At 70.0% G+C, this 21,722-nt stretch carries 20 protein-coding genes and 1 tRNA gene; 13 read left to right on the top strand and 8 right to left on the bottom strand.

Annotated features, from left to right (window positions below):
- Positions 1 to 9: 9 nt before the first annotated feature.
- Entirely contained in the window at positions 10 to 1,452 is a 1,443-nt protein-coding gene (locus HHX30_RS36315; protein ID WP_211593221.1) for an aldehyde dehydrogenase, read from the bottom strand.
- A gap of 364 nt (positions 1,453 to 1,816) precedes the next feature.
- Between HHX30_RS36315 and HHX30_RS36310 the strand changes: the two genes are divergently transcribed.
- Both HHX30_RS36310 and HHX30_RS36305 read left to right on the top strand, forming a co-directional pair.
- Entirely contained in the window at positions 1,817 to 2,821 is a 1,005-nt protein-coding gene (locus HHX30_RS36310) for a bifunctional lysylphosphatidylglycerol flippase/synthetase MprF (protein WP_169988188.1), read from the top strand.
- A 29-nt stretch (positions 2,822 to 2,850) separates the two neighbouring features.
- Positions 2,851 to 2,935 (top strand) — tRNA-Arg (locus HHX30_RS36305).
- A gap of 45 nt (positions 2,936 to 2,980) precedes the next feature.
- On the opposite strand, the gene HHX30_RS36300 is transcribed toward HHX30_RS36305, so the two are convergent.
- Entirely contained in the window at positions 2,981 to 4,480 is a 1,500-nt protein-coding gene (locus HHX30_RS36300; protein ID WP_169988186.1) for a LuxR family transcriptional regulator, read from the bottom strand.
- A gap of 102 nt (positions 4,481 to 4,582) precedes the next feature.
- Positions 4,583 to 5,656: a ParB/RepB/Spo0J family partition protein gene (locus HHX30_RS36295; RefSeq protein ID WP_169988184.1), complete on the bottom strand. Its 1,074-nt coding sequence runs from the start codon at positions 5,654 to 5,656 to the stop codon at positions 4,583 to 4,585.
- 1,551 nt (positions 5,657 to 7,207) lie between these two features.
- Between HHX30_RS36295 and HHX30_RS36290 the strand changes: the two genes are divergently transcribed.
- Positions 7,208 to 8,641, top strand: coding sequence for a condensation domain-containing protein (locus HHX30_RS36290; protein ID WP_169988182.1), 1,434 nt, complete (start codon positions 7,208 to 7,210; stop codon positions 8,639 to 8,641).
- 65 nt (positions 8,642 to 8,706) lie between these two features.
- Here the strand turns inward: HHX30_RS36290 and HHX30_RS36285 are convergent, their stop codons facing one another.
- Positions 8,707 to 9,246, bottom strand: coding sequence for an SSI family serine proteinase inhibitor (locus HHX30_RS36285; RefSeq protein WP_169988180.1), 540 nt, complete (start codon positions 9,244 to 9,246; stop codon positions 8,707 to 8,709).
- Positions 9,247 to 9,457: 211 nt separating this feature from the next.
- Between HHX30_RS36285 and HHX30_RS36280 the strand changes: the two genes are divergently transcribed.
- The 4 genes from HHX30_RS36280 (at position 9,458) to HHX30_RS36265 (ending at position 13,671) form a co-directional block, all read left to right on the top strand.
- Positions 9,458 to 10,582, top strand: coding sequence for a trypsin-like serine protease (locus HHX30_RS36280; RefSeq protein WP_169988178.1), 1,125 nt, complete (start codon positions 9,458 to 9,460; stop codon positions 10,580 to 10,582).
- Positions 10,583 to 10,868: 286 nt separating this feature from the next.
- Entirely contained in the window at positions 10,869 to 12,050 is a 1,182-nt protein-coding gene (locus HHX30_RS36275; RefSeq protein ID WP_169988176.1) for a serine protease, read from the top strand.
- Between the two features lie 70 nt (positions 12,051 to 12,120).
- A complete protein-coding gene (locus HHX30_RS36270; RefSeq protein WP_169988174.1) occupies positions 12,121 to 12,405 on the top strand; it encodes a hypothetical protein in 285 nt (94 codons plus the stop codon).
- 168 nt (positions 12,406 to 12,573) lie between these two features.
- Entirely contained in the window at positions 12,574 to 13,671 is a 1,098-nt protein-coding gene (locus HHX30_RS36265; RefSeq protein WP_249350817.1) for a serine protease, read from the top strand.
- A gap of 28 nt (positions 13,672 to 13,699) precedes the next feature.
- Here the strand turns inward: HHX30_RS36265 and HHX30_RS36260 are convergent, their stop codons facing one another.
- Together HHX30_RS36260 and HHX30_RS36255 are read right to left on the bottom strand one after the other, a co-directional pair.
- Positions 13,700 to 15,106 (bottom strand): hypothetical protein, encoded by a 1,407-nt coding sequence (locus HHX30_RS36260; protein WP_249350816.1) that lies wholly within the window; start codon positions 15,104 to 15,106, stop codon positions 13,700 to 13,702.
- A gap of 183 nt (positions 15,107 to 15,289) precedes the next feature.
- On the bottom strand, positions 15,290 to 16,453 hold the full coding sequence (locus HHX30_RS36255; protein WP_211593220.1) for an NADP-dependent malic enzyme: 1,164 nt from the start codon (positions 16,451 to 16,453) through the stop codon (positions 15,290 to 15,292).
- A 292-nt stretch (positions 16,454 to 16,745) separates the two neighbouring features.
- On the opposite strand from HHX30_RS36255, the gene HHX30_RS36250 reads away from it, so the two are divergent.
- Complete coding sequence (locus HHX30_RS36250) at positions 16,746 to 17,273, top strand: CGNR zinc finger domain-containing protein (protein ID WP_169988170.1); 528 nt, start codon at positions 16,746 to 16,748, stop codon at positions 17,271 to 17,273.
- A gap of 51 nt (positions 17,274 to 17,324) precedes the next feature.
- Here the strand turns inward: HHX30_RS36250 and HHX30_RS36245 are convergent, their stop codons facing one another.
- The gene (locus HHX30_RS36245) at positions 17,325 to 17,639 is read right to left on the bottom strand and encodes a S24 family peptidase (RefSeq protein WP_311923007.1); all 315 of its coding nucleotides are present in this window, start codon (positions 17,637 to 17,639) and stop codon (positions 17,325 to 17,327) included.
- An 84-nt stretch (positions 17,640 to 17,723) separates the two neighbouring features.
- Between HHX30_RS36245 and sodN the strand changes: the two genes are divergently transcribed.
- The 3 genes from sodN to HHX30_RS36230 all read left to right on the top strand — a co-directional run bounded on the left by sodN (position 17,724) and on the right by HHX30_RS36230 (position 19,564).
- On the top strand, positions 17,724 to 18,125 hold the full coding sequence (sodN, locus tag HHX30_RS36240) for a superoxide dismutase, Ni (RefSeq protein WP_169988168.1): 402 nt from the start codon (positions 17,724 to 17,726) through the stop codon (positions 18,123 to 18,125).
- Between the two features lie 213 nt (positions 18,126 to 18,338).
- Positions 18,339 to 18,764: an anti-sigma factor gene (locus tag HHX30_RS36235; protein WP_169988166.1), complete on the top strand. Its 426-nt coding sequence runs from the start codon at positions 18,339 to 18,341 to the stop codon at positions 18,762 to 18,764.
- The gene (locus HHX30_RS36230; RefSeq protein ID WP_169988165.1) at positions 18,764 to 19,564 is read left to right on the top strand and encodes an RNA polymerase sigma factor SigF; all 801 of its coding nucleotides are present in this window, start codon (positions 18,764 to 18,766) and stop codon (positions 19,562 to 19,564) included. Before HHX30_RS36235 ends, HHX30_RS36230 begins: the two co-directional genes overlap by 1 nt.
- A 98-nt stretch (positions 19,565 to 19,662) precedes the next feature.
- On the opposite strand, the gene HHX30_RS36225 is transcribed toward HHX30_RS36230, so the two are convergent.
- Positions 19,663 to 20,073 (bottom strand): hypothetical protein, encoded by a 411-nt coding sequence (locus HHX30_RS36225; protein ID WP_310742360.1) that lies wholly within the window; start codon positions 20,071 to 20,073, stop codon positions 19,663 to 19,665.
- 87 nt (positions 20,074 to 20,160) lie between these two features.
- Here HHX30_RS36225 and HHX30_RS36220 point away from each other — a divergent pair, with 87 nt between their 5' ends.
- On the top strand, positions 20,161 to 21,153 hold the full coding sequence (locus HHX30_RS36220; protein WP_169988163.1) for a diacylglycerol kinase family protein: 993 nt from the start codon (positions 20,161 to 20,163) through the stop codon (positions 21,151 to 21,153).
- A gap of 281 nt (positions 21,154 to 21,434) precedes the next feature.
- Positions 21,435 to 21,689: a WhiB family transcriptional regulator gene (locus HHX30_RS36215; RefSeq protein ID WP_169988162.1), complete on the top strand. Its 255-nt coding sequence runs from the start codon at positions 21,435 to 21,437 to the stop codon at positions 21,687 to 21,689.
- Positions 21,690 to 21,722 lie beyond the last annotated feature (33 nt).

Raw genomic sequence — 21,722 nt, 5'->3', positions numbered from 1 at the left:
CGCCCCTCCTCAGGCCGCTGACCCGGATTCGCCGGTGACGATCGAGATGCCCTGCAGGTGCGTGGCCCGGAGGGCGGGATAGTTGGCCTCGCCGAAGGCGCCGCCGGTCAGCCCGGTGCCGCCGTGCGACGGCAGGGGCGCGGTGAACGCGATGTGCGAGTCGTTGACCTTGAGCAGGCCGCCTCCGGCGGTCTCCGCCACATACCTGCCGATCACGGATTCGTCCCTGGCCCACAGCGAGTTGCGCAGGCCGTACCGGTTGGAGTTGACGAACCCGATGAAGGCGTCAAGCAGGATCTCGTCGTCCGCCGGCTCGGGCACGACGACGGGCAGCAGCGGGAAGAACGTCTCCTCCCGCACGGCCTTGAGGTCGCGCGCGCCGCCCAGGCCGTCGATCCGGAGCACCGTCGGCTGCAGGAAGAACCCGGAGGCGTCCGGAGTGCCGTCGATCTGCATGCCCTGCCCGCCGGTGACGACGGTGGCACCGGCCTCGACCGCCTCCGCGAGGAACTCGTCGAACCGGTCGTGGCGCAGCACAGGCGACAGCAGCACGCCGTCCTCTTCGGGGTAGCCGGGCCGCAGCGCCTCCGCCCTGGCCGCCACCCGGCTGATCAGCTCGTCGGCCACCTCCGGGTGGACCAGCGCCTGGTTCGGGACCATGCACAGCTGCCCGGACCCGTAGAAGCTCTCCGTCAGCGCGGCCGCGGCCGCGTCCAGGTCGGCGTCCTTCCAGATCAGGACGACGTCGTTGCCGGCCAGTTCGAGGATCGGCTTCTTGCCCATCTCGACGCAGCGGCGCTCGATTTTCAGCCCGGTGGGGGTGTCGCCGAAGTACATGATGTCGTTGACGTGCGGGCTGGCGATCCAGGTGTCGAGCATGCGCCCCGGGCTGCCGCAGACGATGTTGAGCGTGCCGGGCGGGGCGCCGAGCTCCTCCAGGGTCGGGACGATCATCGTACGCAGGACGTGGGAGACGGCGAAGGGCGCCGCCCGGGGCGCGCGGACGACGACGGCATTGCCCCCCGCGATGCTCACGGCGCCGAGCAGCGCGCTGACCAGCGGCGCGTTCGCGGGCGGGCTGACGCACACCACGCCGTCGGCCTGGCGCCTCACGATGTTGCGGCGGCCGTCGACCGTGAACTCCTGCCACAACTGGCCGCGCAGGAACTCGACGGTCTCCGCCCTGGTCAGCTCCAGCATCCCGGACAGCTCCCAGCGCGCCAGCTCCACCGGGTGGCCTTCCAGGGTCAGCATGTGGATGAGCTCGTCGCGCCTGTCCAGCAGGACGCGCCGGATCAGCCCGGTCCAGGCGTCGAGGCGCGTGGACAACGGCGCCGACCGCCAGATCTTCGTGGCCTCCGCCGCCGCGGCCAGCGCGTCCTCGATGGTCTCGTCCTCCGCCAGCGCGACGCGGCCGGCGATCACGCCCGGCGGCGCCTCGTCGAGGGACATCACGCCGGATTCCAGCCTGCGTTTCAGCGTCAGGCTGGCGAACGAGTCATCCAGAACCGCGCGCGGCCGAAGGCTGTACACCCATTTGCCGCTCTCGACGTCCTTACCTCGAACAAAGCTGCCCAACGAAGGCACTCGTTGGGTTTCGGTGATGTTCGCCGCCACCACGACCCCGCAATCCGCGTTCCAGGCGTTTCTGACAGCCGGTGGCGCGTTTTCGAGGCGCACCGCCGAGGACATGCTTCGCAAGTATTGGAGCCGGCCCTGACACAGCCCTGACATGACCGGGGGCGCGGCGTCGACCCGACGTCAGAGGAGGTCCCTAGGGTCGGGACCGACGAACTCCGAACCGTTGGGAGCAGGCATGAAGGCGCCCGACTCGCCCCGGTTGCAGAGCCGGGACGACATCCTGTCCGGCCTCGAACGGCACGCGGACAACCCGAGCGCGTTCCTCGCCCTCAACCGCGGCAACGAGTACTTCGCCTGGCCAGGGATCGACGGTTTCGTGTGCTACCGGCCGCACGGACGCAGGTGGCTGCAGTTCGGCGGGCCGTTCACCGGCGCCGCGACCAGGAAGGAGCTGCAAACCAGGTTCATCGAGCACGCCCACGCCGGCGGCCGCCGTGTCATCGGCGTGCAGCTTCAGCGCGCGGACGCGGAACTGTTCGCCGAGCTGGGATTCACCGTGAATCAGGTCGGTGCGTCCTATGCCGTGGAGCTGGCGGATTTCAACCTGCGCGGGAAACGGTTCCTCAAACTGCGCAACAAGATATCCCGCGCGTTGCGCGCCGGCCTCGAGACAGCGGTCGTGGACGCCACCCGATACGCCGAAGACGTCGCCGAGATCGACGCACGCTGGCTGCGCGACAAGGGCCGGCACACCAAGGAGCTGACATTCCTGATCGGCGAGATCGGCGGGGAGTGGCAGCCGCTGCGCAAGCTGTTCCTCGGGACGATCGGCGGCAGGCCCGTCGCGTACGTCTCCTTCGCCCCCGTGTACGGCTCGCGCCCCGGCTGGCTGCACGACCTGAGCCGGCGCCTGCCCGACTGCCCGCCCGGCGTCATGGAGGCGATCAACTTCCACGCCGTCGAACACTTCCGCGCCCTGGGCACGCCCTGGCTGCACTTCGGCTTCACGCCTTTCACCGGCCTGGACGAGGAGCACGAGCTGCCGACGGCCAGCGGAGCGGGCGCGCGGATCATCCGGCTCATCGCGGACCACGGCGATCGTGTCTATCCGGCGAAGAGCCAGCTGGAGTACAAGCTCAAGTGGGGTCCGTCGGCGATTTTGCCCGAGTATTTCGCCTTCGACGGCGGACTGTCGCCACGGTCCCTGTGGGCCCTGGTGCGAGCGACGAACATCCTGTGACCGGTTGGGATCCCGGCGACGCAGGACAGGGAAGGGTACTCGAAGCGGCCCAACGAGGACCGGGGCGACCCGGTCGGGTGAAAGCCCACGCAGGTTCGAATCCTGCCCCTTCCGCTCCGTGATGACGCGGGCCCGGGCGTGGTGATCGTCCCGCCCGTCCTACCGCGGCTCGGCGTCCCGCCCGGGCCCGAGCCCGGGCGCAGGCACCGGGCCCGTCTGCGCGATGAGCCGGCAGAGCTGGGTGCGACTGGATACGGAGAACTTCCGGAAGATCCGCCGTAAGTGGAAGTTCACGGTGTGCGGTGAGAGCCCGAGCTCGTTGGCGACCTGCCGGTTGGTCATGCCGCGCGACACGAGAGTCGCGACCTCGCTTTCCCGGGCGGTGAGCGTCGGCGGGCAGGCGGGCCTCGCCGCCGACGCGGCCTGCCGGGCCGGGCGGACCCGGGGCGGCACCGGCGATCTCTTCGGCTCCTGCGACGCGGCGAGAGCGGCGCCGGTTCCGGGACGGGCGCCGGCGTCGAGGTCCAGCGGCAGCGGGAGCGACCGGCCGTCGCCCCGGTACACGGCCCGCGCGTGCTCTTCGGCGACCGCGAGCAGCTGGACCTCGCGGTTGTCGCCGGCCAGCCGTTCGATCGCGCACAGCGCCCGCTCGGCCAGCGCGGCGTCCCCCGCCCGGAGCGCGACGGCCACCAGCCAGGCCGGCCGGGTGACGTCCTCGGCGAAGCACGCCGACTCGGTCGCGAGGAGATGCCACCGGTCCCGGATCTCCTCGGCGCCCGCACGCGGTCCCTCCTCCGCGGCCACCAGGGAGATCTCGGCGAAGGCCGCCCGCGCCCTGGTGTCGGCCGGAGTGTGCTGCCCGTTCCGGGCGTGGAACAGCTTGAGGCACGCGGCCGCCTCGTCGCGGTCCCCGAGACGGAGATGGGTCACGGCCGCCACCGAGAGCGCGAGCTCGACCCCGATTATCGATCCCCGGCGCTGGGCGACCTCCAGCGTCTCGGCGACGGACGCCAGCGCCTTCTCGAACGCGCCGGCCTGCAGGTGCAGGGACGACCGCAGGGCTTCCACCACGGGCTCGAAGGCCAGCAGCCCGGAGTCGTGGACACATGCCTCGACCTTGCCGACCAGCCTGTGCGCCTGCCCGCGGAGATGCATGTCGGTGAGCTTCTTGGCCAGGAGGACGAGGGCGTAAAGGTGCCATTGGCCGCAATCGTGCCGGGACTGCTGGAGCGCGTGCTGGTTCAGCCTGAGCCCCTGGAAGAGCCGGCCCGAGTGCCAGAGCCGGTCCGACTCGATACAGAGGTGGACGACTTTGGAGGGTCCGGGAACGGCGAGGAGTCTCTCGTCGACGTCCGCCTTCCAGCGGTCGGGATCGGGGCCGACCACGGACTGCAGGAGCATCCTGAACGCCGCGATGCTCGTGTAGGCGGGCTGTGACCTGTCCAGATCGGCCAGAACGGCCTCGATCAGGCCGAGCGCGTTGACGAATTCTCCCCGGACGAAGCTGATGTTCGCCTGGTTGAGCCGCTCGACGGCCTCGCAGTCGACCAGGTCCTCGTAACCGGAGGCGATCAGATACAGGACGTCGCTGATATACGAGGGGGCGGCGGCGAAATCCAGCGGATTTCCGCCCGTGCCCGCCATCTGCGTCTCCTTCATATCCATCTTCCCTCGTCGGCTGCTTGTCCGGTGCGGTGCGGATTGCGCGGGAATCGGGCCGGGGAGGCGGCGTGCGCGGTCACGCGGAGAGGCCGAACGGATCTAGACCGCCGGACCGTCCACACCCGGTGACGACCGGAAGTCGGGACCCGCCCGGGTCCGGCCGTTTCCGCGCCACGACCCGGATCGGCGTCTCGGGGAGCCTTTCCCCCGATCGGATTCGGACCCGCCCACATCGCGCAGACGGCACGCGAGATCCCGCCATTCGGCGGCGCACCTGTCGGCCACGGCGGCCAGGACGAAGGCGGTGTGCGGGGGCAGGCCGTCGATGACGCCGGCCCATTCGCGGGGCCGTAGGACCCGCGAGAAGAACCACCGGATGGTGCTACGCCCCGACTCCGTGAGCCGGAGCGACGGATCCTTGCTCAACCGCCGCAGCACTCCGTCGATGGACGGCTCGGGGATGTGCGGCTCGGGAATGGACGGCTCGGGGATGTGCGGCTCGGTCACCTGGGCGGCGACCTCGCCGGAGGCGGCCCGGTCTTCCTGTCCGGCCGTCTTCCCGGCGTCCGGTGCGGTGTCCTTCTCCTGCAGCATGCGTCTGCGCACTTCGCGCACGGTGTTGGGAGAGACCCCGGCCGCGCGGGCGAGTTGCCGAAGCGAGGCGCCGGGATTCTTCTCCACCAGTTCCTGCACGTGCTTACGCCCGGCGCTGCCGTTCACCGGCCGCATACGGCCGTCCCTGCCCATGCGTTTCCCGGGCTCCTGGCCCGGAGGTATCGTCCGGTCCCGGATGTTCTTGACCGTCGCCGCGCTCAGTCCCGTGGTCGCCGCCACCCAGCGGTCCGACCGGCCCGGGAAGTAACGCAGGATCTCGACCGCCGCGGCCGCTCTGTCGGCGTACGAGAGCGGCAGACCGTGTGCGGTGTTGGCCCGCACCGCGAGAGCGAACGCCTCACGCTCGTCCCCGGTGAACAGCACGGCGTGGATCGTCGTTTCGCCACGCCGCCTCGCGGCCGCGACGCGGTGCATCCCGTCGATGATCCGCATGGACGGGTGATGGACGATGATCGGCGGGAGGGCGACCCGTAGCTCTGCCAGCACACGGGTGTGCTCGACGTTCTCACCCTCGAGACGCAGCGACCTCGGCGGCAGCAGCGAGCCGATCGACAGCACCCGCGACCTCGCGAGTGAGGGCGGGACCGGAAAATCGCTCCACCGGCCCTCGGCGGCACAATAACCATCCGGATCCGAACCGTTCCCACGATTTTCTTCCATGCGTCATCACCCGTATGCAGAATGTGAGTCCAGTCCTCCCCGGCTTTTATCCGGCGGCGGACGAGTGCGACGTGGCCGGCCGGGCGGCACACCGTCCGGTGACCCGGCGGATACCGGCCGTATTCCATTTGCTCCCGACCGTTTCAGGAAAACCCATAGATCGGCGCACGCAACTCCGAACGACACCCGCGGTGGCGATGAGGACCGGAGTCGCGCCCCGGAGAGTCGCTCACGTCACGCCTGCACATAATCCTGTCAACGGACCGCCGTGTGATCTCGGCACCCTCCGGCAGTGCACAACGAGCCTCCCGATGGTTTCATTGGCCGGTTTCATTCCTCGACCGACGCATGCTAAGCACGCCCCGGCGGCGGAGGCAATGTGTAAGCAGAGGAATCGGCGCCGACCAGATCAGTGTTTTCGCTGTGGACCGATCCGAATTCGGGCTCGTGCGCAATCCGAGTGGTGATTGTGCGGCGGATGCGACTTGTGCGACACAATCCGGTGCGTCCGCGGAAGGAGCAGCGCGTCATGACACCGCTCCCACAGAACGGGCCGGAGGGCCGGGAACCGGCGCCACGCCCGGCAACGGGCGTCGCTCGCCTGACTGCGGACAGATATTGCCTGTTCATACGGCTCGACGGGTCGCCTGATCAGCGCCCGCCCGGCAGGCGCCGCCGAGCGGAGACGGCTGGGTGAGCCCGCGGCCCGGACGGTTTCCACCCCACCGCGTCACCGCCCGGACGGCCCTGTCAGTGATCGGTACGGCGAGAGACTTCACTGGATGAGCGTGCCGAATAAAACGATTCGACGACGCCGCGCAGGGCCGGTCAGAATGAACGCCGGACGCGCCTGCCACAGAAATGTATTTCGACGTTAACCCGGAGCCGCGCAAAGTGTCAAGTTCGGCTGTGAACAGCACCACGGAGCCCGAGGGGTCCCGGGCTGTCACCGACCGCAGTCCGGCTTGCACGCCCCGCAATTGAAATTCGCCGGCATCGGCCTGGCACGTTCCACTATCACCATCCGGAAAAAGTGTGCGAGTGCACATCCGTACAGTTGCACACCGGCGGCAGGTCTGAGCACGTACGGGCGGCCGTACCGTCCCGGGACGGTACGGCCGGCCTTGACGGGCCGGCGGGGCCGCGAATACGTTGACGATATTGCTATAGAGCGATCAGCCATTAGCACCTGCTTCGTCAAGTCACGCTCATCCTCGCCGTTCACCGCCCGAGTCTTTCGGGACCTCTCACCCTTCGTGCGCACGCACAGGATAGGGACGGGCACGGTACGCGAAAGCCCGCACAAGCGTTGGCTTTCCCGCGCTTGTACTTGAAAAGGCAATCACCGCTGAGATCGCCGAAGGCGTCGGCTCGATCGCCGACGCCCCTCCGGGACCCGCACTCGACGACGGGGGAACCCAAACCATGAGCAGATCGCGGGAAGGCTCCGTGAGAACCGACTTCGGCACGGGCATCCGGAAGGGCGGGCCGCCGGGCGTCCTCCCCCGACCGGCGGGTGAGACTCGGCGGCGTCCGAGCCGGGCCGGCGACGACTCCCCGGGCAAGGCGCTCACGACACCGTCGTGGACCTATCCCATGACGCTGGAGCAGGAGTCGATATGGCTCGACGGCCGGCACGGCGACGGGCCGTCCCACCACCTCGAAAGCTTCGCTCTGGAGCTACGCGGGCACGTCGACCGGCAGGCCGCCGCCTCGGCGGTCGCCCGGATCGTGGCCCGTCACGAGGCACTGCGAAGCCGGTTCGTCCTGGACGGAGACCAACTGCTCCAGGTCGTCCTGCCCGCGCGGAACGTGCCGGAGATGGCCCACCACACGTGCTCCCCCGAGCAGGCTGCGGTGAAGTTGCGGGAACTCGCCCGGCGGCCGATCGACCTGGCCGCGAGCCCCATGCGCGCCACCCTCCTGGAGATGTCGCCCGAGGCGATGATCCTCTGTGTCCAGTTCCACCGCGTCGTGGCCGACGACTGGGCCATGCGCACCTTCATGCGGGAGTTCGCCGAGCACTACCGCGCCTGCGTCGAACACCGTCCCCTACGGTCGGCGCCGCCTTCCATGCAGCCCGGTCCGTACGCCATCCGGCAACGCTCGACGCCACGCGACCCGGCGGCGCTGACCTACTGGCTCGACAACCTGCGCGGCCTGTCTCCCGACACGGCGACCACGATTCCCCCGACCCAGGCACCGGGAGCACCGCCCCACTGCGACCGGGTGGCGTTCGCGCTCGACGCCGCACTCGCCGAGAACCTCCGCGCCGCCTGCCGCAGGCTCCACACCACGCCCCTGGTTCTGCTCGCCGCGACGACGGCCCTTCTCCTGCACGCCGCCGGCGGCGCACGCGACGTCATCGTGGGCACTCCGGTGTCCTACCGGGGCGCCGCCGACCGCGATCAGATGATCGCCCCGCTCACCAGGCTCCTGCCGCTCCGGCTGCGGCTCGCCCCCGGCCAGTCGTACGCGGACCTCGTCAGGCAGACCAAGCGGAAGGTCCACGAGGCCCTCGTCCACCGGAACGTGACCCAGCACGACCTCGTCCGGCTCATCCGCAGGTCGCGGTCCGGCGCCATGCGACTGTGCCGCACTCTGATCGTGGTCGACGAGCCCGGGCGGCCACGCATCGACCTCCCGGGCGCGACCGCCCGGCGGCTCCGCGTGGGGCCGGGGCTGCCCTGGGCCGACCTCAGTTTCACGTTCGTCGTCGACGACGGCGAACACCTCGGCTTCCTGGACTACGCGGCCCACCTGTTCTCCGCCACGACCGCGCGGCACCTCGCCGAGACGTTCCGCACACTGCTGACGTCGTCCCTCGGCGACCTCCACGGCGGTGGCCGCCAACCGGTGGATCCGGCGAGAGCGGACACCTGACCGCGCGGCCATCGCGTCTTCGACCTTTACGTCCCCCGTACGCCGGGTGCGGTTTGCTGCGCGTGTCAGAAGTCGAACAGTTCCCCGGCGGCCGACCGCTTCTCACAGTCGTTGCCGAAGGTACGCCGGAACTGGAAGTACTTCCCGTCCCAGATGCCGCTGGCGGTGACCGTGACAGGTGCGTAGATCATCGTGCAGGGCTCGGTTCCGTTCACCCGCAGGGCGCCCGGGTCGCGGCCCGACCGGTTCAGCCAGGCGCACGCCTTCTCCGGGGCGGGGTGTGAGCCGCCCACCGGAGCGCAGTTCAGGAAGGCCGACCGCGTCGCGGGTTCCGGCTGCTCGCCGTCCGCGATGGTCAGGATCACCGCCCGCACCCGGGAGGCCGGCGACCGGGCGGCCCGCAGGGCGATCTCGGGTGGCGGCGGAGCCGGCAGGGTGGCCCCCCGCGTCGGCGCCGCACCCGCCCTCGCGGGCGTCACGGGTCCGAGCGGCCCGGATCGGGCGGTATTTCCGCCGTCGCCGGCCGCGCCGGGATGGGCCCAGGCCTGGGCAGAGGGGCCGGCGGCCAGCGCCGCACCGGCCAGGAGAACAAGCAGCGGTTTCATGCGATCCCCCCGTTTCCGCTGGTGACCAGCGTTCTCAGGGGAGCCCCCGAGGGCAAGCGCCCACTCCGGACCGCAACGAAATCTGACGTACCACAGACCACATCGGTTCCGCTGGATTCATAACGAGCTGGGCAAGAAGGGATGCCACAACCGTGTGGATCTGGAAAAATCACCCCTTACTATCCATATCTCCACAACGAGAGGTCCCACGGTGACCAGGAAGCTGACACTCGCCGCCGGTGGCGTCGCCGCCGCGAGTGCGGTCGCCGTGCTGTGGAGTCAGGGACCCGCCGTTCCCGCGACCGCCGCGTCGAGCGTCACCACGACGACGGTCTCCGCCGCGGCGGGCATCGGCAAGAACGGGGTCAGCGCCTTCCCCCTCGCCCCCCGTCAGGCCGACGAGCAACGGGTGGCGGCGTACTGGAGCCCGGAGCGGCTCAAGCAGGCGAGCAGCTACGTGCCGAGCACGAAGCCGTCGCCCTCGACCAAGAGCACGCCCTCCCTGGTGGAGGTGGGCCCGGGGGACGCGACACCGCGCGCGGTCGCGCCGCGCGCCGCGGCGCCCCCTCCCGCTGCCTCCCCTCCGATGGTGGGCAAGGTCTTCTTCAAGGTCGGCGACAAGGAGTACTGGTGCTCCGCCTCCGCGGTGCACTCCGCCCGCCGCAACCTCGTCGCCACCGCCGGGCACTGCGCGTACGCGCTGGCCCAGGACAAGACGGTGGACAACTGGGTCTTCATCCCCGGCTACCACGACGGCGTCGCCCCCTCCGGCATCTTCGTCGGCCACACGCTCTACATGCACGAGGACTTCGCCGGCCAGGGCGACTTCGACCGCGACTACGCCTTCGTGACCGTGCACCGGGGCTTCACCTGGCAGCCGTACGTGGAGAACGGCAGGCTCAAGTACCGGTCGGTCGACGTGGGCCGCCTGGAGGACAAGGTGGGCGCCTTCCATTTCGCCTCCGGCAAGCCGACCGGACAACCGACCTCCGTCTTCGGCTACCCGGCCGGGGCCCACCCCGACGGCAGCCGCCCGTACACCGGCCAGACGGTGAAGTCCTGCGACGGCACCACCGAGAAGAAGTTCGTCAGCGCGCCGACATGGCAGCTCGAACACGGGGTGCGGCTGCCGGGCTGCCCGTTCACCGCCGGCGCGAGCGGCGGCCCGTGGGTGATCGGCTACGACGCCGCCAAGCGGACCGGTTACCTCACCGGAATCACCAGCCTGACCTGGAACCTCAGCGGCGGCGGACGCCTCGACGCCGTCTCCACGCCGTACTTCAACCAGCTGACGCGACGGGTGTACACCCAGGCGAGCAAGCAGAGCACGGGCTGACTCTCCGGGCCGCGACAGGCTCCTGTGTGATTCACGTCACACCCCGCCATCCGATCCGGCTGCGGACAGTGCGTGATTTGACACGGAAGGCATCCGAGTGGACCTGCACTGATGTCACGGCGTGATCTCGACCCTGACAAGTCCTGTTAGGAGTCACAGAAAAGTCACGGACGCCACACCCCAAAAACCACGTAAAAATCGAATAAAGGCGAGAGGTACTGTCTTTACTAGCCCTTTACACACGGGTGGGACGCATGTGGCGTACCACGACAGCACCTGGAGTTCTATGAGCACCCGAGTCAACCGTCTGATCGTCCCCATCGGGGGTGTGGCCGCGGCCGGCCTCATCGGGGCCACCATCGCGGTCCCGGCGCAGGCGGCCGGTGACACGGCCTCCGACCCCCTGGCCGCGAGCGGCATCGCCGCGAAGAACGTCATCGCCTACTGGCTCAACCAGAAGGCCTCCAACCTGGTCCGCGCCACCCCGTACGGGTACGAGAGCCGGGTCAGCGCCAAGCACGTCTCGACCGGCGGGCCGTCCGCCGACAGCAAGCCCGGCACCGTCTCGCCCACCGGCGGCGGCAAGTCGGGCGGCTCCCTGAAGAACGTGAACCTGCCGCGCACCACCGGCAAGGTCTTCTTCCGCGGCGGCGACGGCAGGCCGCACTGGTGCAGCGCGACCTCCGTCCAGTCGAAGTACGGCAACCTGGTCGCCACGGCCGGGCACTGCGTATACGACACCAAGACGAACAAGGCCACCCTGGACCGCTGGGTCTTCATCCCCGGTTACTACCAGGGCAAGGCGCCGTGGGGCATCTACGTCGGCAAGACGGCCTACACGCACTACGACTTCGACGTCTACGAGGACGGCGACCGCGACTACGCCTTCGTGACCGTCTACAACGGCATCAAGGCGGGGCGCGGCGGCGACCTGCGCAACATCGCCGAGTGGAACTGGAAGCAGGTCGACAGGAAGACCTACCTCAAGTACGACCGATTCATCCGCAAGAGCCGGGGCGGCAAGTACTACGTCGTCAAGTTCACCGACGTCGGCCGGCTCGAGAACAACGTCGGCGGCCAGGGCCTGGCCTACAACCAGAAGGTCGGCAGCTCGGTCTACGTGTTCGGCTACCCGAGCGGGTCGCACCCGGACGGCAACCACGCCTTCACCGGCCAGACCCTCAAGTGGTCGTACGGCAAGACCTTCGCCGCCAAGGCCCCCGCGGTCAAGGGCGAGGAGCTCGTGGGCGTCAAGTCGTCCTTCACCGGTGAGGGCTCCTCGGGCTCGTCGTGGCTGCTGAGGTACAGCAGCGCCAAGCGGCTCGGCTACCTCAACGGCGTCACCAGCGGCGTCTCCGACACCGACGGCAACAAGCGGATCGACACCAGCGTCTCTCCGTACTTCGACGGCGAGACCTACGGCGTCTACAAGGCCGCCGCCAACAACTGGTCCGGCTCGATCGCCTGAGTCGCGCGGACGCCCGGCGCCGCCCCCCGGGTGGCATGCTGAGCGGACGGCGATCACGAGGAGATCAGCGATGACCCACCCTTCCGGAACGCAGCCCGCCCCCCGGCGAACCCCCCTCGACGCGGAGGAGAGGGTGCGAAGCGAGGTCAACTTCTCGCAGCTCGTCGCCGAACACCTCGTGGCGAAGGGCCGGTTCAGGATCACCGCCGACAGCCCGGAGATGGTGGATCTGTGGCAGACGGTCGCCCGCAGGGTGGGTGAGATGCTGCAGCGGCCGGTGGTCAGCTACGCCAACGGCAGGGACATCGTCATCACGTTCGCCCAGCGGACTGCGAACCTCACGACACAGTCCTGAGGCACCCCCCAGGAAGTGCCCCGCCGCGCCGCGGCGGGGCACTTCGGCGTTCCGGGGACGACGACGGGCGTCCGCGTTGTTTTCCCGACTTGATCCCCATCGCTGTATGTTCCTTCGCAGCCCGTTCACGTGTGGGGCGCGGGAGACGTCACACAGCAAGGAGATCCGTTGAAGCGCATCCTCCCCCCGCTGTGGGGTGCGGCGGCGACGGCCGCGTTGCTCGTCACCGGGACGGCGGTGCCCGCTCACGGCTACGAGATCACCGTGACGACGCCCCTCGCCTCCGGCGCGAAGGTGGCTTCGGTGCTCGCCTACTGGCTGAGGGACGGCGGTCGCCCGCTCACCGGCGCGACTCCCGCGTCCGCGCCGACCGGGATCGAGGCCACCCCCGTCACGGCCGACGGCGCCGCTCCCGGCGGCGTCCGGGGCGTGGTGCCCGCCGCCGCCGGGGTCAAGCGGGCCACCGGCCCCTCGAAGAACGTCAACCTGCCGAGGACGACGGGCAAGGTCTTCTTCGTCGGCTCGGACGGCCGCCCCCACTGGTGCGCGGGCACGTCCCTACAGTCCGACCACCGCAATCTCGTGGCGACGGCCGGGCACTGCGTGTACGCCGCACGGTCCGCGGCGGGCTCCACCGCCACACCCCACCGAAACTGGATCTTCATTCCGGGCTTCGCCGGCGGCGGCGCACCGTGGGGCGTCTACGCCGGCGACCAGGCCTTCGCCCACAGTGACTTCACCAGGTACGGCGACCTGGACCGCGACTACGCGTTCGTCAGCGTCCACGCCGGCGTGCTGCCCAAGCGCGTCGCGCTGCGGAACGCCGCGCAGTACGCCGGGTTCTCCGGCGGCCCCAAATACCGGACCGCGACCGGCTACACCGGCGTCCGGCTGCTCCCCGCGGGGCGTCTCGGCGACAAGGTCGGCGGGCAGGGCCTCGCCTACAACCTGCCGGTCGACCGGCCGCTCGCCATCTTCGGCTACCCCCTGCGGGCCTCCGCGCGTCCCGCGGACGGGCTCATCCGGGCGTACCGCAGACCCTTCCTGGCCCAGGACCTGTCCAGAAGCGCGAACGAACTGGTCGCCGTACGCTCGGCCTTCGCCGCCGCATCCGGGTCGCCGTGGCTGGCCGCCTACCGCGGCGTACGCGGCCTGGGGTACCTGAACGGCCTGACCATCGGGCTTTCCGGCGCGGGCACCGGCCTGTCGCCGTACTTCGACGGGGAGCTGTTCCAGGTCTACAACGCGGCCCGGCGCGCCGGCTGAGGGGGCCGGCCCCGGCGTGGCGGCCCCCTCAGACGCCGACCGCCTCCTTGGCCGCGGTCCGCCTGCTCGTGCTCTCCCCGTTCCGCGCGCGGCCCCGGCCGCGCTCCAGCAGCTCCGCCACCCGCGGCTCCGCGGCGTACGGCGCGAACCGGCGGCACATGTCCGCCACGTACGTCCGGGTTCGCGCCGACTGGATGTTGTCGGCGAGGTCGAGGGCCGACGATGCCGCCTGGCACGCCTCCTCCAGCTCGCCCTCCTGGATGAGGGCAGTGGCGAGCAGCGAGAGGTTGAACATCTTGCCCCGCACGTAGCGCCCGTCCATCACCAGCGAACGCCGGGCCTGCCGTACGGCCCGCGCCCCGTCGCCGAGGTCGCGCAGGCAGTGGGCCGACTTCGCGGCCAGGTAGGCCTCGTCGAAGTAGCCGATCCAGCCGGGCTCGTTCTGCGGCGTCCGCCGGTCGAAGGCGGCCTCCGCCTCGCGCAGCGCGCCGCCGGACGCCGTGCGCTCCCCGAGCAGGGCCAGGGCGTGCGCCTCCAGCACCCGGGCCTCGGCCAGCAGCGACCCGACCCCCGAGCGCCGGGCCGCCGCCACCGCCGCCCTGGCCAGCTCCAGACCGTGCCGGGGATGCCCGATGTAGACGGCCTGGTGGCTCATCCCGGCCAGGATCTCGCCGCACAGGGCGTGGTCGCCCGCGCCGCGCGCCAGGCCGAGCGCCTGGATCAGGTAGCGCTGGGCCAGCCCGTGCTGCTCCAGGTCGTAGGCCATCCATCCCGCCAGCCGGGTCAGCTCGGCCGCCGCGGTCGCCAGCGAGCGCCCGGTGGCCTCGCCGTACGCGCCCTCGCGCAGCAGCGGCGTCACGGCGGTGTGCAGGTAGCGCACGACCGGGCCGCGGATGCTGCCGCCGCCGAACCGGTTGTCCAGCTCGCCGAACGACCGGGTGACCTCGCGAATGGCGGCCACGTCCGAAGGTCCGACGCGGCGCGGCCCGTTCGCGGAGAGCCGCTCCCCGTCGGGCGCCGCCAGCCAGCGGACGATGCCCGCCGAACCCGCTCCCAGGGCGAAAGTGGAGTCGAGCAGGAACCTGCGCCGCTCGACGTCGGCCCTCCACAGTGCTGTCACGCTTGCCACACCCTCCTCCCATGAATGGGGGAACTCCCGTCCCAGATCGAGGGGGACCGTTCCACGCGGCATGCCGATGTCCTCCCTGGACACCTGCCGCCCCAGCCGCAGCGAGAAGATCTCCGCCAGCAGGCCGGGAACCGGTTCGCGCGGGCGGCGTCCGCCGATCCAGCGCAGCACGGAACCGTGGTCGTACCGCATCCCCCGCAGCCCCCGGGCCAGGCCGAGACCGTTGAGCCGGCGGGCCAGACCCTTGCGGGACAGTCCGGCTTCGGTGAGGTGCTGCTGGAGCAGGCGGTTGGGGTCACGTCGCATCGCTCTCCAACCGGGACAGGCAATAGCCGATTTGGTTACGGAGAGCTTTCTTTATAGCACTAACCGTGAGGACCTAAAGGCATTCCCAAATGTTTACGCACGCTGACGGGGAGAAGGCGAAGGGCCGCGCACCGCGTGATCGCGCGGCTCGCGGCCCTTCGGCGTCCGGTGGTGGCCGGAGGACTACTTGCGGATGACGCCGTCCTCCCGGGCCTGCCGCGCGACGGCGGCGATCACGGCGGGGGCGACCCGGGCGTCGAACGGCGAGGGAATGACGTAGTTCTCGGTGACGTCGTCGCCGACCACGGCCGCCAGCGCGTCCGCCGCGGCCACCTTCATGTTCTCCGTGATCGTCGTCGCGCGGACGTCGAGCGCGCCGCGGAAGACCCCGGGGAAGGCCAGCACGTTGTTGATCTGGTTGGGGTAGTCGGACCGCCCGGTGGCGACCACGCGGGCGTGCCTGCCCGCCGCCGCGGGGTCCACCTCCGGTGTGGGATTGGACAGCGCGAACACGATCGAGTCCGGCGCCATCGACGCGATGGCCCGCTCCGGAACGGTCGACCCGGACAGGCCGACGAACACGTCGGCGCCGGCGAGCGCCTGCTCGGTGGACCCGGACAGGCCGAGCTTGTTGGTGTCGCGGGCCAGCGCCCGCTTGACCGGGTTTAGGTCCTCGCGACCGGCGTGGATGACTCCCTTGGAGTCCGAGACCGCGATGTCGCCGATCCCGGCGTTCAGCAGGATCCGCGACACGGCGACGCCGGAGGCTCCGGCGCCGGCCACCACCGCGCGCAGCTCGCCGAGGGACCGCCCGGTGAGGCGGGCCGCGTTGCGCAGCGCGGCCAGGACCACGATCGCCGTGCCGTGCTGGTCGTCGTGGAAGACGGGGATGTCGAGAAGCCCCCGCAGGCGCTCCTCGACCTCGAAGCAGCGGGGGGCGCTGATGTCCTCGAGGTTGATGCCGCCGAACGACGGCGCGAGCCTGACCACGGTCTCGACGATCGCGTCCACGTCGGTGCAGTCGATGCAGATGGGCACCGCATCGACGCCGGCGAACTGCTTGAACAGCAGGGCCTTGCCCTCCATCACGGGCATGGCGGCGGCGGGCCCGATGTCGCCGAGCCCCAGGACCGCGGTGCCGTCGGAGACCACGGCCACGACGTTGGAGACCCAGGTGTAGTCGTTGACCAGGTCGGGGTTGTCGGCGATGGCGGTGCAGACGCGGGCGACCCCGGGCGTGTACGCGAGCGACAGGTCGTCGGCGTCGCGGACCGGGACGGTGGAGCGGACCTCCAGCTTGCCACCGCGGTGCAGGGCGAAAGCGGGATCCAGGTCGAGAGATTCCAAGGAAGAAGATGTGACGGTCACAGCGACCCCAGTGTCGAAAGGACGAGTTCCTTCGGTAGACGCCGTCAAGAGAACGAGAGCCTGGCTTCGGTAGCCGCCGGAGGCCGTCGTCGTTGACGGTCGTCTCTTGAGGGGGTACGGGGGTCACCCGTTCCCTGATTGTGCCACAGGATGTGACACGCGCCCCGGCCGGATCGGGTCACATATCGTTGCACGTTCAGGTGTTCCCCCAGGCCATCGCGCATGTAATACTCGGCTTTGCCGGTGATCTCTTACGTATTTGGGCGTCCCAGTGGACTTGACGTCTTACGCCGAGCTGGCCGTACAGCTGGTCAACATGGGCGACGAACTCAAAAACCCCTTCTCCCTGCGAGCCCTCCTGGAGGAGACGGGTCGTACGGAGGCGGCCGCGCGTCTGACCCGCCGTGACATCGACGCGCTGTGCGAGCTGCGCGACGAACTCGCGGGGGTCTTCGCGTCCGCCGCCGATGGCGACGACGTGGAGGTGGTCGAGCGGCTCAACGGGCTGCTGGTCCGTCATCCCGTGCATCCGCAGATCTCCGGGCACGACGGCCAGCCCTGGCACCTGCACCTGACCGAGGGCGGCCGGGTCGCCGACGCCCTCTCGGTCGGGTCGGTCATGGGCCTGGCCAGCGTCGTGACCCGGCTCGGCGTGGACCGGCTCGGCATGTGCCAGGCGGCGCCGTGCCGCAACGCCTATCTCGACACCTCCTCCAACCGGTCGCGCCGCTACTGCTCGGAACGGTGCGCCAGCCGGGCGAACGTGGCCGCCTACCGGGCGCGCAAGCGGGGCGCCTGAGCCGGGCGCAGGACGGCCCGGCCCAATGGAAGGGCCCGTGGGAGGGCTCGGTCAGGCGGCCGGCGCGGGGAAGCGCAGCGCGGGCCTGGGCCAGTAACGCAGCACGACCCTGCCCACGACGTCCTCCTCGGGCACCGCGCCGAAGTCCCAGCTGTCCCGGCGCCCCGGGGCCGACTGGTTGTCGCTCTCCAGCCACCAGCCGTCGCCCGTGAGCCGGAAGGCCCGCTTGACGATCAGCCCGTGCGGCCGCCTGGCGACCACCAGGTCTCCGGGACTGATCGGGGCGCCGCGCCGTACCAGCAGCCAGTCTCCAGGTCGCAACGCGGGCAGCATCGAATCGCCGGACACGCACACGGCGGTGAGCACATCCCCCTCCGCACAGTGATTTCGAGACGAGTAAGGTCGGTCCTGGAACAGTGCTGTCACCAGCATTCCTAAGGAAGGATTCCGATGCTCGCACGACTGCTGCGACCCCGGCACGAGGCGTCCGCCCACTGCGACCTGCCGTGCGGGGTCTACGACCCGGCGCAGGCCCGCATCGAGGCCGAGTCGGTGAAGGCGATCATTAAGAAGTACGCCGACAACGACGACCCGGTCTTCAGGACCCGCGCGCTGATCATCAAGGAACAGCGGGCCGAGCTGGTCAAGCATCACCTGTGGGTGCTGTGGACCGACTACTTCAAGCCCCCGCACCTCGAGCAGTACCCCCAGCTTCACCAGCTCTTCTGGGACGCCACGAAGCTGGCCGGCGCCGCCGGGGCCAAGGGGACCGTGGACCCCGCCCTGGCCGACGACCTCCTCGCGAAGATCGACGAGATCGCCAAGATCTTCTGGGAGACCAAGGCCGCCTGAGCCTCGGAACCTCGGGCCCCGCACGGCTTTCAGGGCCGCGCGGGGCCAGATCACCCCAAGGCCCATACAAACTCCATATTCGGTAGCACGGAATTTACGTGCAGGTACCTCCAAGGATCGCCACAATCAGCGCGTCCGCCCGGGGCGGCACCGCGCGAGTGGCGGTAAGTTGCAGTCAGCGGCACTCAGCCGGCTGAAGAGGCGAGGAGGAACGTGACCGAGGAAACCGAGACGCCTGCGGTGGATCTGACCGGGATTCGCGATGCTGTGAGTGTCCGGCTGCCCGCCGTGAGCGCCTACCTGTCCGTGCTGCGCACGGCCACCGCCGGGCTCGCCGCACGGCTCGACTTCACCCTCGACCAGATCGAGGACCTGCGCATCGCCGTCGACGAGGCGTGCGCCATGTTGCTGCGGCACGCCGTGCCCGGAACGGATCTCCTCGCGGAGTTCGAGCTCACGGGCCCGGAGATGACAGTCCGCGTCGAGGTCAACACGCTCGGGGTCAGCTCGCCCAACCGGGAGGACTTCGCCTGGATGGTGCTGACCGCGCTGGCCGACGACGTGGACGCCATCTCCGACCACGCCGACCACCTGGCGATCGTGCTGCGTAAGCGCCGGAGTACGGCGAGGCCGTCGTGATGACGGAAAGGACGAGTGCGATGACCTCCGGCGACTCGGCGGTGCCGGACCGCGTACGCGCCCGCACACTCTTCGCCGAGCTGTCGGAGCTCCCGTCGGACGACCCGAGGCGGCAGCGCATCCGCGACGAGCTGGTCGAGCTCCACCTGCCTCTGGTGGAGTACCTGGCCCGTCGCTTCCGCAACCGGGGCGAGTGGCTCGACGACCTCACGCAGGTCGCCACGATCGGGCTGATCAAGTCGATCGACCGGTTCGACCTCGCCCGCGGCGTGGAGTTCTCCACGTACGCCACTCCGACCATCGTCGGCGAGATCAAGCGGCACTTCCGCGACAAGGGCTGGGCGGTCCGCGTGCCGCGCAGGCTCCAGGAGCTGAAGCTCTCGCTCACCAAGGCGATAAGCGAGCTGTCGCAGCGGGAGAGCCGCGCGCCCACGGTCGCCGAGCTCGCCGCCCACCTCGGCATGAGCGAGGAGGAGGTCCTGGAGGGCCTGGAGTCGGCCAACGCCTACTCCACCGTGTCGCTCGACGCGCCCGACTCCGGCGACGACGACGCGCCCGCCGTGTCCGACTCGCTCGGCATCGTGGACGAGTCGCTGGAGGGTGTGGAGTACCGCGAGTCGCTCAAGCCGCTGCTCGAGCGCCTGCCTCCGCGCGAGAAGCGGATCCTGCTGCTGCGTTTCTTCGGCAACATGACGCAGTCGCAGATCGCCACCGAGCTGGGGATCTCGCAGATGCACGTGTCCCGGCTGCTCGCCCGGACGCTGGCCCAGCTCCGCGAGGGCCTCACCGCCGAGGACTGAGCGGAAACCCATCAGAGCCCGGACGATCGGACGATCGCCAGGCAGACGACCGCGACGCCGCGCTCCCCCCGGCGGCGCCCGGTCACCGATCGCACGGCTCAGGACGCGCCGGGTGCGCCGTCCTCGCCCATGAGGGCGTGTGTGGAGGTCGGTGCGAGCAGGGTGACCAGGGCGACCGCCGCCGCGGCGATGAGCGGGACGCCGAAGGCGTACTGCGCCGACTGGATGAGGCTGATCGCCACCGGAAGGGCGAATATCTGCGTCGTCACGGCCGGGCCCCGGCTCCAGCGCAGCACCAGCCACAGGCCCCGGGCCACCCAGAGCAGCAAAGCGCCGCCGAGCACGCCGAATCCGGCCACGGCGATGCTGGTGATCACGTCGGTGGGCTCGCCGATGACGGTCTCGACGCCGACGTAGCCGCCCAGGACGAGGGCGAGCAGGCCTTCTGCGGCCAGGAGAGCGGCGGCCACGGTGAGTGTGCCGGGACGGCCCACGGAACTGCTGATCACACCGCCCAACCCTACCCGCAGCGGCGTGCGCCCCACTGAGCAGGCGTCACCCGGCGCGAGCGGTAAACCGTTCGTTAACCTTCAGGCATGCGGGCACTCCTCCTCGTCAATCCCAAGGCGACCTCGACGCACCGGCGTACCCGGGACGTACTGATCCGGGCGCTCGGCGCCGCCGTCGATCTGTCGGTCGAGGAGACCGCCTACCGTGGCCACGCGACCGCGCTCGCGGCCACCGCGCACGCCAAGGGCTTCGACGCGGTGGCGGTCCTCGGCGGCGACGGCACGATCAACGAGACCGTCAACGGCCTGCTCGACGCCCGTCCCGGCGGCGGCGCGACCGAGCGGCCCGCTCTCATCGTGATTCCCGGTGGCAGCGCCAACGTCTTCGCCCGCGCTCTCGGGCTGCCCAACAACCCGGTCGAGGCGACCGGAGCCGTCCTGGAGGCGCTACGGGAAGGACGCCGCCGCACCATAGGTTTGGGACAGGCGATTTGGCATGACGAGGTTTCGGGCCCGGATCCGGGGGCAGGTGCGCCACCTGACCAGCAAAGGTCCAGATATTTCACATTTTGTGCTGGGCTGGGATACGACGCCGAAGTCGTCCGAGCCGTCGAGGGCCTGCGGAGCGCGGGACATCGCGCCCTGCCCGCCCTCTACGTGAACACGACGGTGCGCCACTTCTTCGTGACGGACCGCCGACGGCCGGCGATCCGGCTGACCCGTCCCGGCCGGCCGCCAGAGGATGGGATCTTCATGGCGATCGTGTCCAACACGTCGCCGTGGACGTACGCCGGCACACGTCCGATCAACCCGACGCCGTGGGCCGGTTTCGAGACGGGGCTCGACATGCTCGGGCTCCGCAAGATGAGCCTGCCGGCCGTGCTCGCGCTCGTCCGGCAGATCATCGGCGAACACCGGGGATTGCCACGCGGTAAAAACCTCGTTCAGATCCATGACGAGGCCGAGTTCACTCTCCTCGCCTCCCGCCCGGTCGCCTTCCAGCTCGACGGCGACTACCTGGGAGAACACGAGTGGGTGATCTTTCGCGCTATCCCGGACGCGTTACAAGTTCTCGTCTGACCTGTTACAGGTAGTCATAGTGTGACGCATCCGACAGCCACGACGGGCAAAACCTTGTCCCAAACCTCTTGTGTGGTGTTGGTACGGCTGAAAAGCTGAACACGACGTCGGAACGTAGGACCTTTACGGAGACCACAGCCTCCGTAAGGAGCCCCGGCGATCACGCGGACACTCCCGGCCCCTCACCCAGGATCCGGGTCGGTGTTCGCAGCAGTTAGTGAAAGAAATCACAAAGTTGACGAGGAGCCACGGTGGCTCCACTTTACGAAGGAGTGGAACGCATGGACTGGCGCCACCGCGCTGCCTGCCGTGACGTGGACCCCGAACTGTTCTTCCCGATCGGGAACACTGGTCCGGCGCTCATGCAGATCGAAGAGGCCAAGCAGGTATGCGGGCGATGCACGGTCGCCGAGTCCTGCCTCAAGTGGGCCCTCGAGTCGGGCCAGGACGCCGGAGTCTGGGGCGGGCTCAGCGAGGATGAGCGCCGCGCCCTCAAGCGCCGTACGGCGCGCGCCCGCGCCCGCGCCGCCGTCTGACTCCCCCGCCGCACGCGAACGCCTTCGGTGGAT

The organism is Microbispora sp. H10836 (assembly GCF_012999525.1).
Classification (GTDB): Bacteria; Actinomycetota; Actinomycetes; order Streptosporangiales; family Streptosporangiaceae; genus Microbispora.
Note: the sequence above shows the minus strand (reverse complement) of the source record. Positions and strands in the feature narration are given on the sequence as shown.

What these genes read in the sequence shown, in the direction of transcription:
- HHX30_RS36315 (WP_211593221.1), bottom strand. Translation starts at nt 1,452, where the DNA reads ATGTCCCTCGACGAGGCGCCGCCGGGCGTGATCGCCGGCCGCGTCGCG.
- HHX30_RS36310 (WP_169988188.1), top strand. Translation starts at nt 1,817, where the DNA reads ATGAAGGCGCCCGACTCGCCCCGGTTGCAGAGCCGGGACGACATCCTG.
- HHX30_RS36300 (WP_169988186.1), bottom strand. Translation starts at nt 4,480, where the DNA reads ATGAAGGAGACGCAGATGGCGGGCACGGGCGGAAATCCGCTGGATTTC.
- HHX30_RS36285 (WP_169988180.1), bottom strand. Translation starts at nt 9,246, where the DNA reads ATGAAACCGCTGCTTGTTCTCCTGGCCGGTGCGGCGCTGGCCGCCGGC.
- HHX30_RS36275 (WP_169988176.1), top strand. Translation starts at nt 10,869, where the DNA reads ATGAGCACCCGAGTCAACCGTCTGATCGTCCCCATCGGGGGTGTGGCC.
- HHX30_RS36270 (WP_169988174.1), top strand. Translation starts at nt 12,121, where the DNA reads ATGACCCACCCTTCCGGAACGCAGCCCGCCCCCCGGCGAACCCCCCTC.
- HHX30_RS36260 (WP_249350816.1), bottom strand. Translation starts at nt 15,106, where the DNA reads ATGCGACGTGACCCCAACCGCCTGCTCCAGCAGCACCTCACCGAAGCC.
- sodN (WP_169988168.1), top strand. Translation starts at nt 17,724, where the DNA reads ATGCTCGCACGACTGCTGCGACCCCGGCACGAGGCGTCCGCCCACTGC.
- HHX30_RS36230 (WP_169988165.1), top strand. Translation starts at nt 18,764, where the DNA reads ATGACGGAAAGGACGAGTGCGATGACCTCCGGCGACTCGGCGGTGCCG.
- HHX30_RS36220 (WP_169988163.1), top strand. Translation starts at nt 20,161, where the DNA reads ATGCGGGCACTCCTCCTCGTCAATCCCAAGGCGACCTCGACGCACCGG.
- HHX30_RS36215 (WP_169988162.1), top strand. Translation starts at nt 21,435, where the DNA reads ATGGACTGGCGCCACCGCGCTGCCTGCCGTGACGTGGACCCCGAACTG.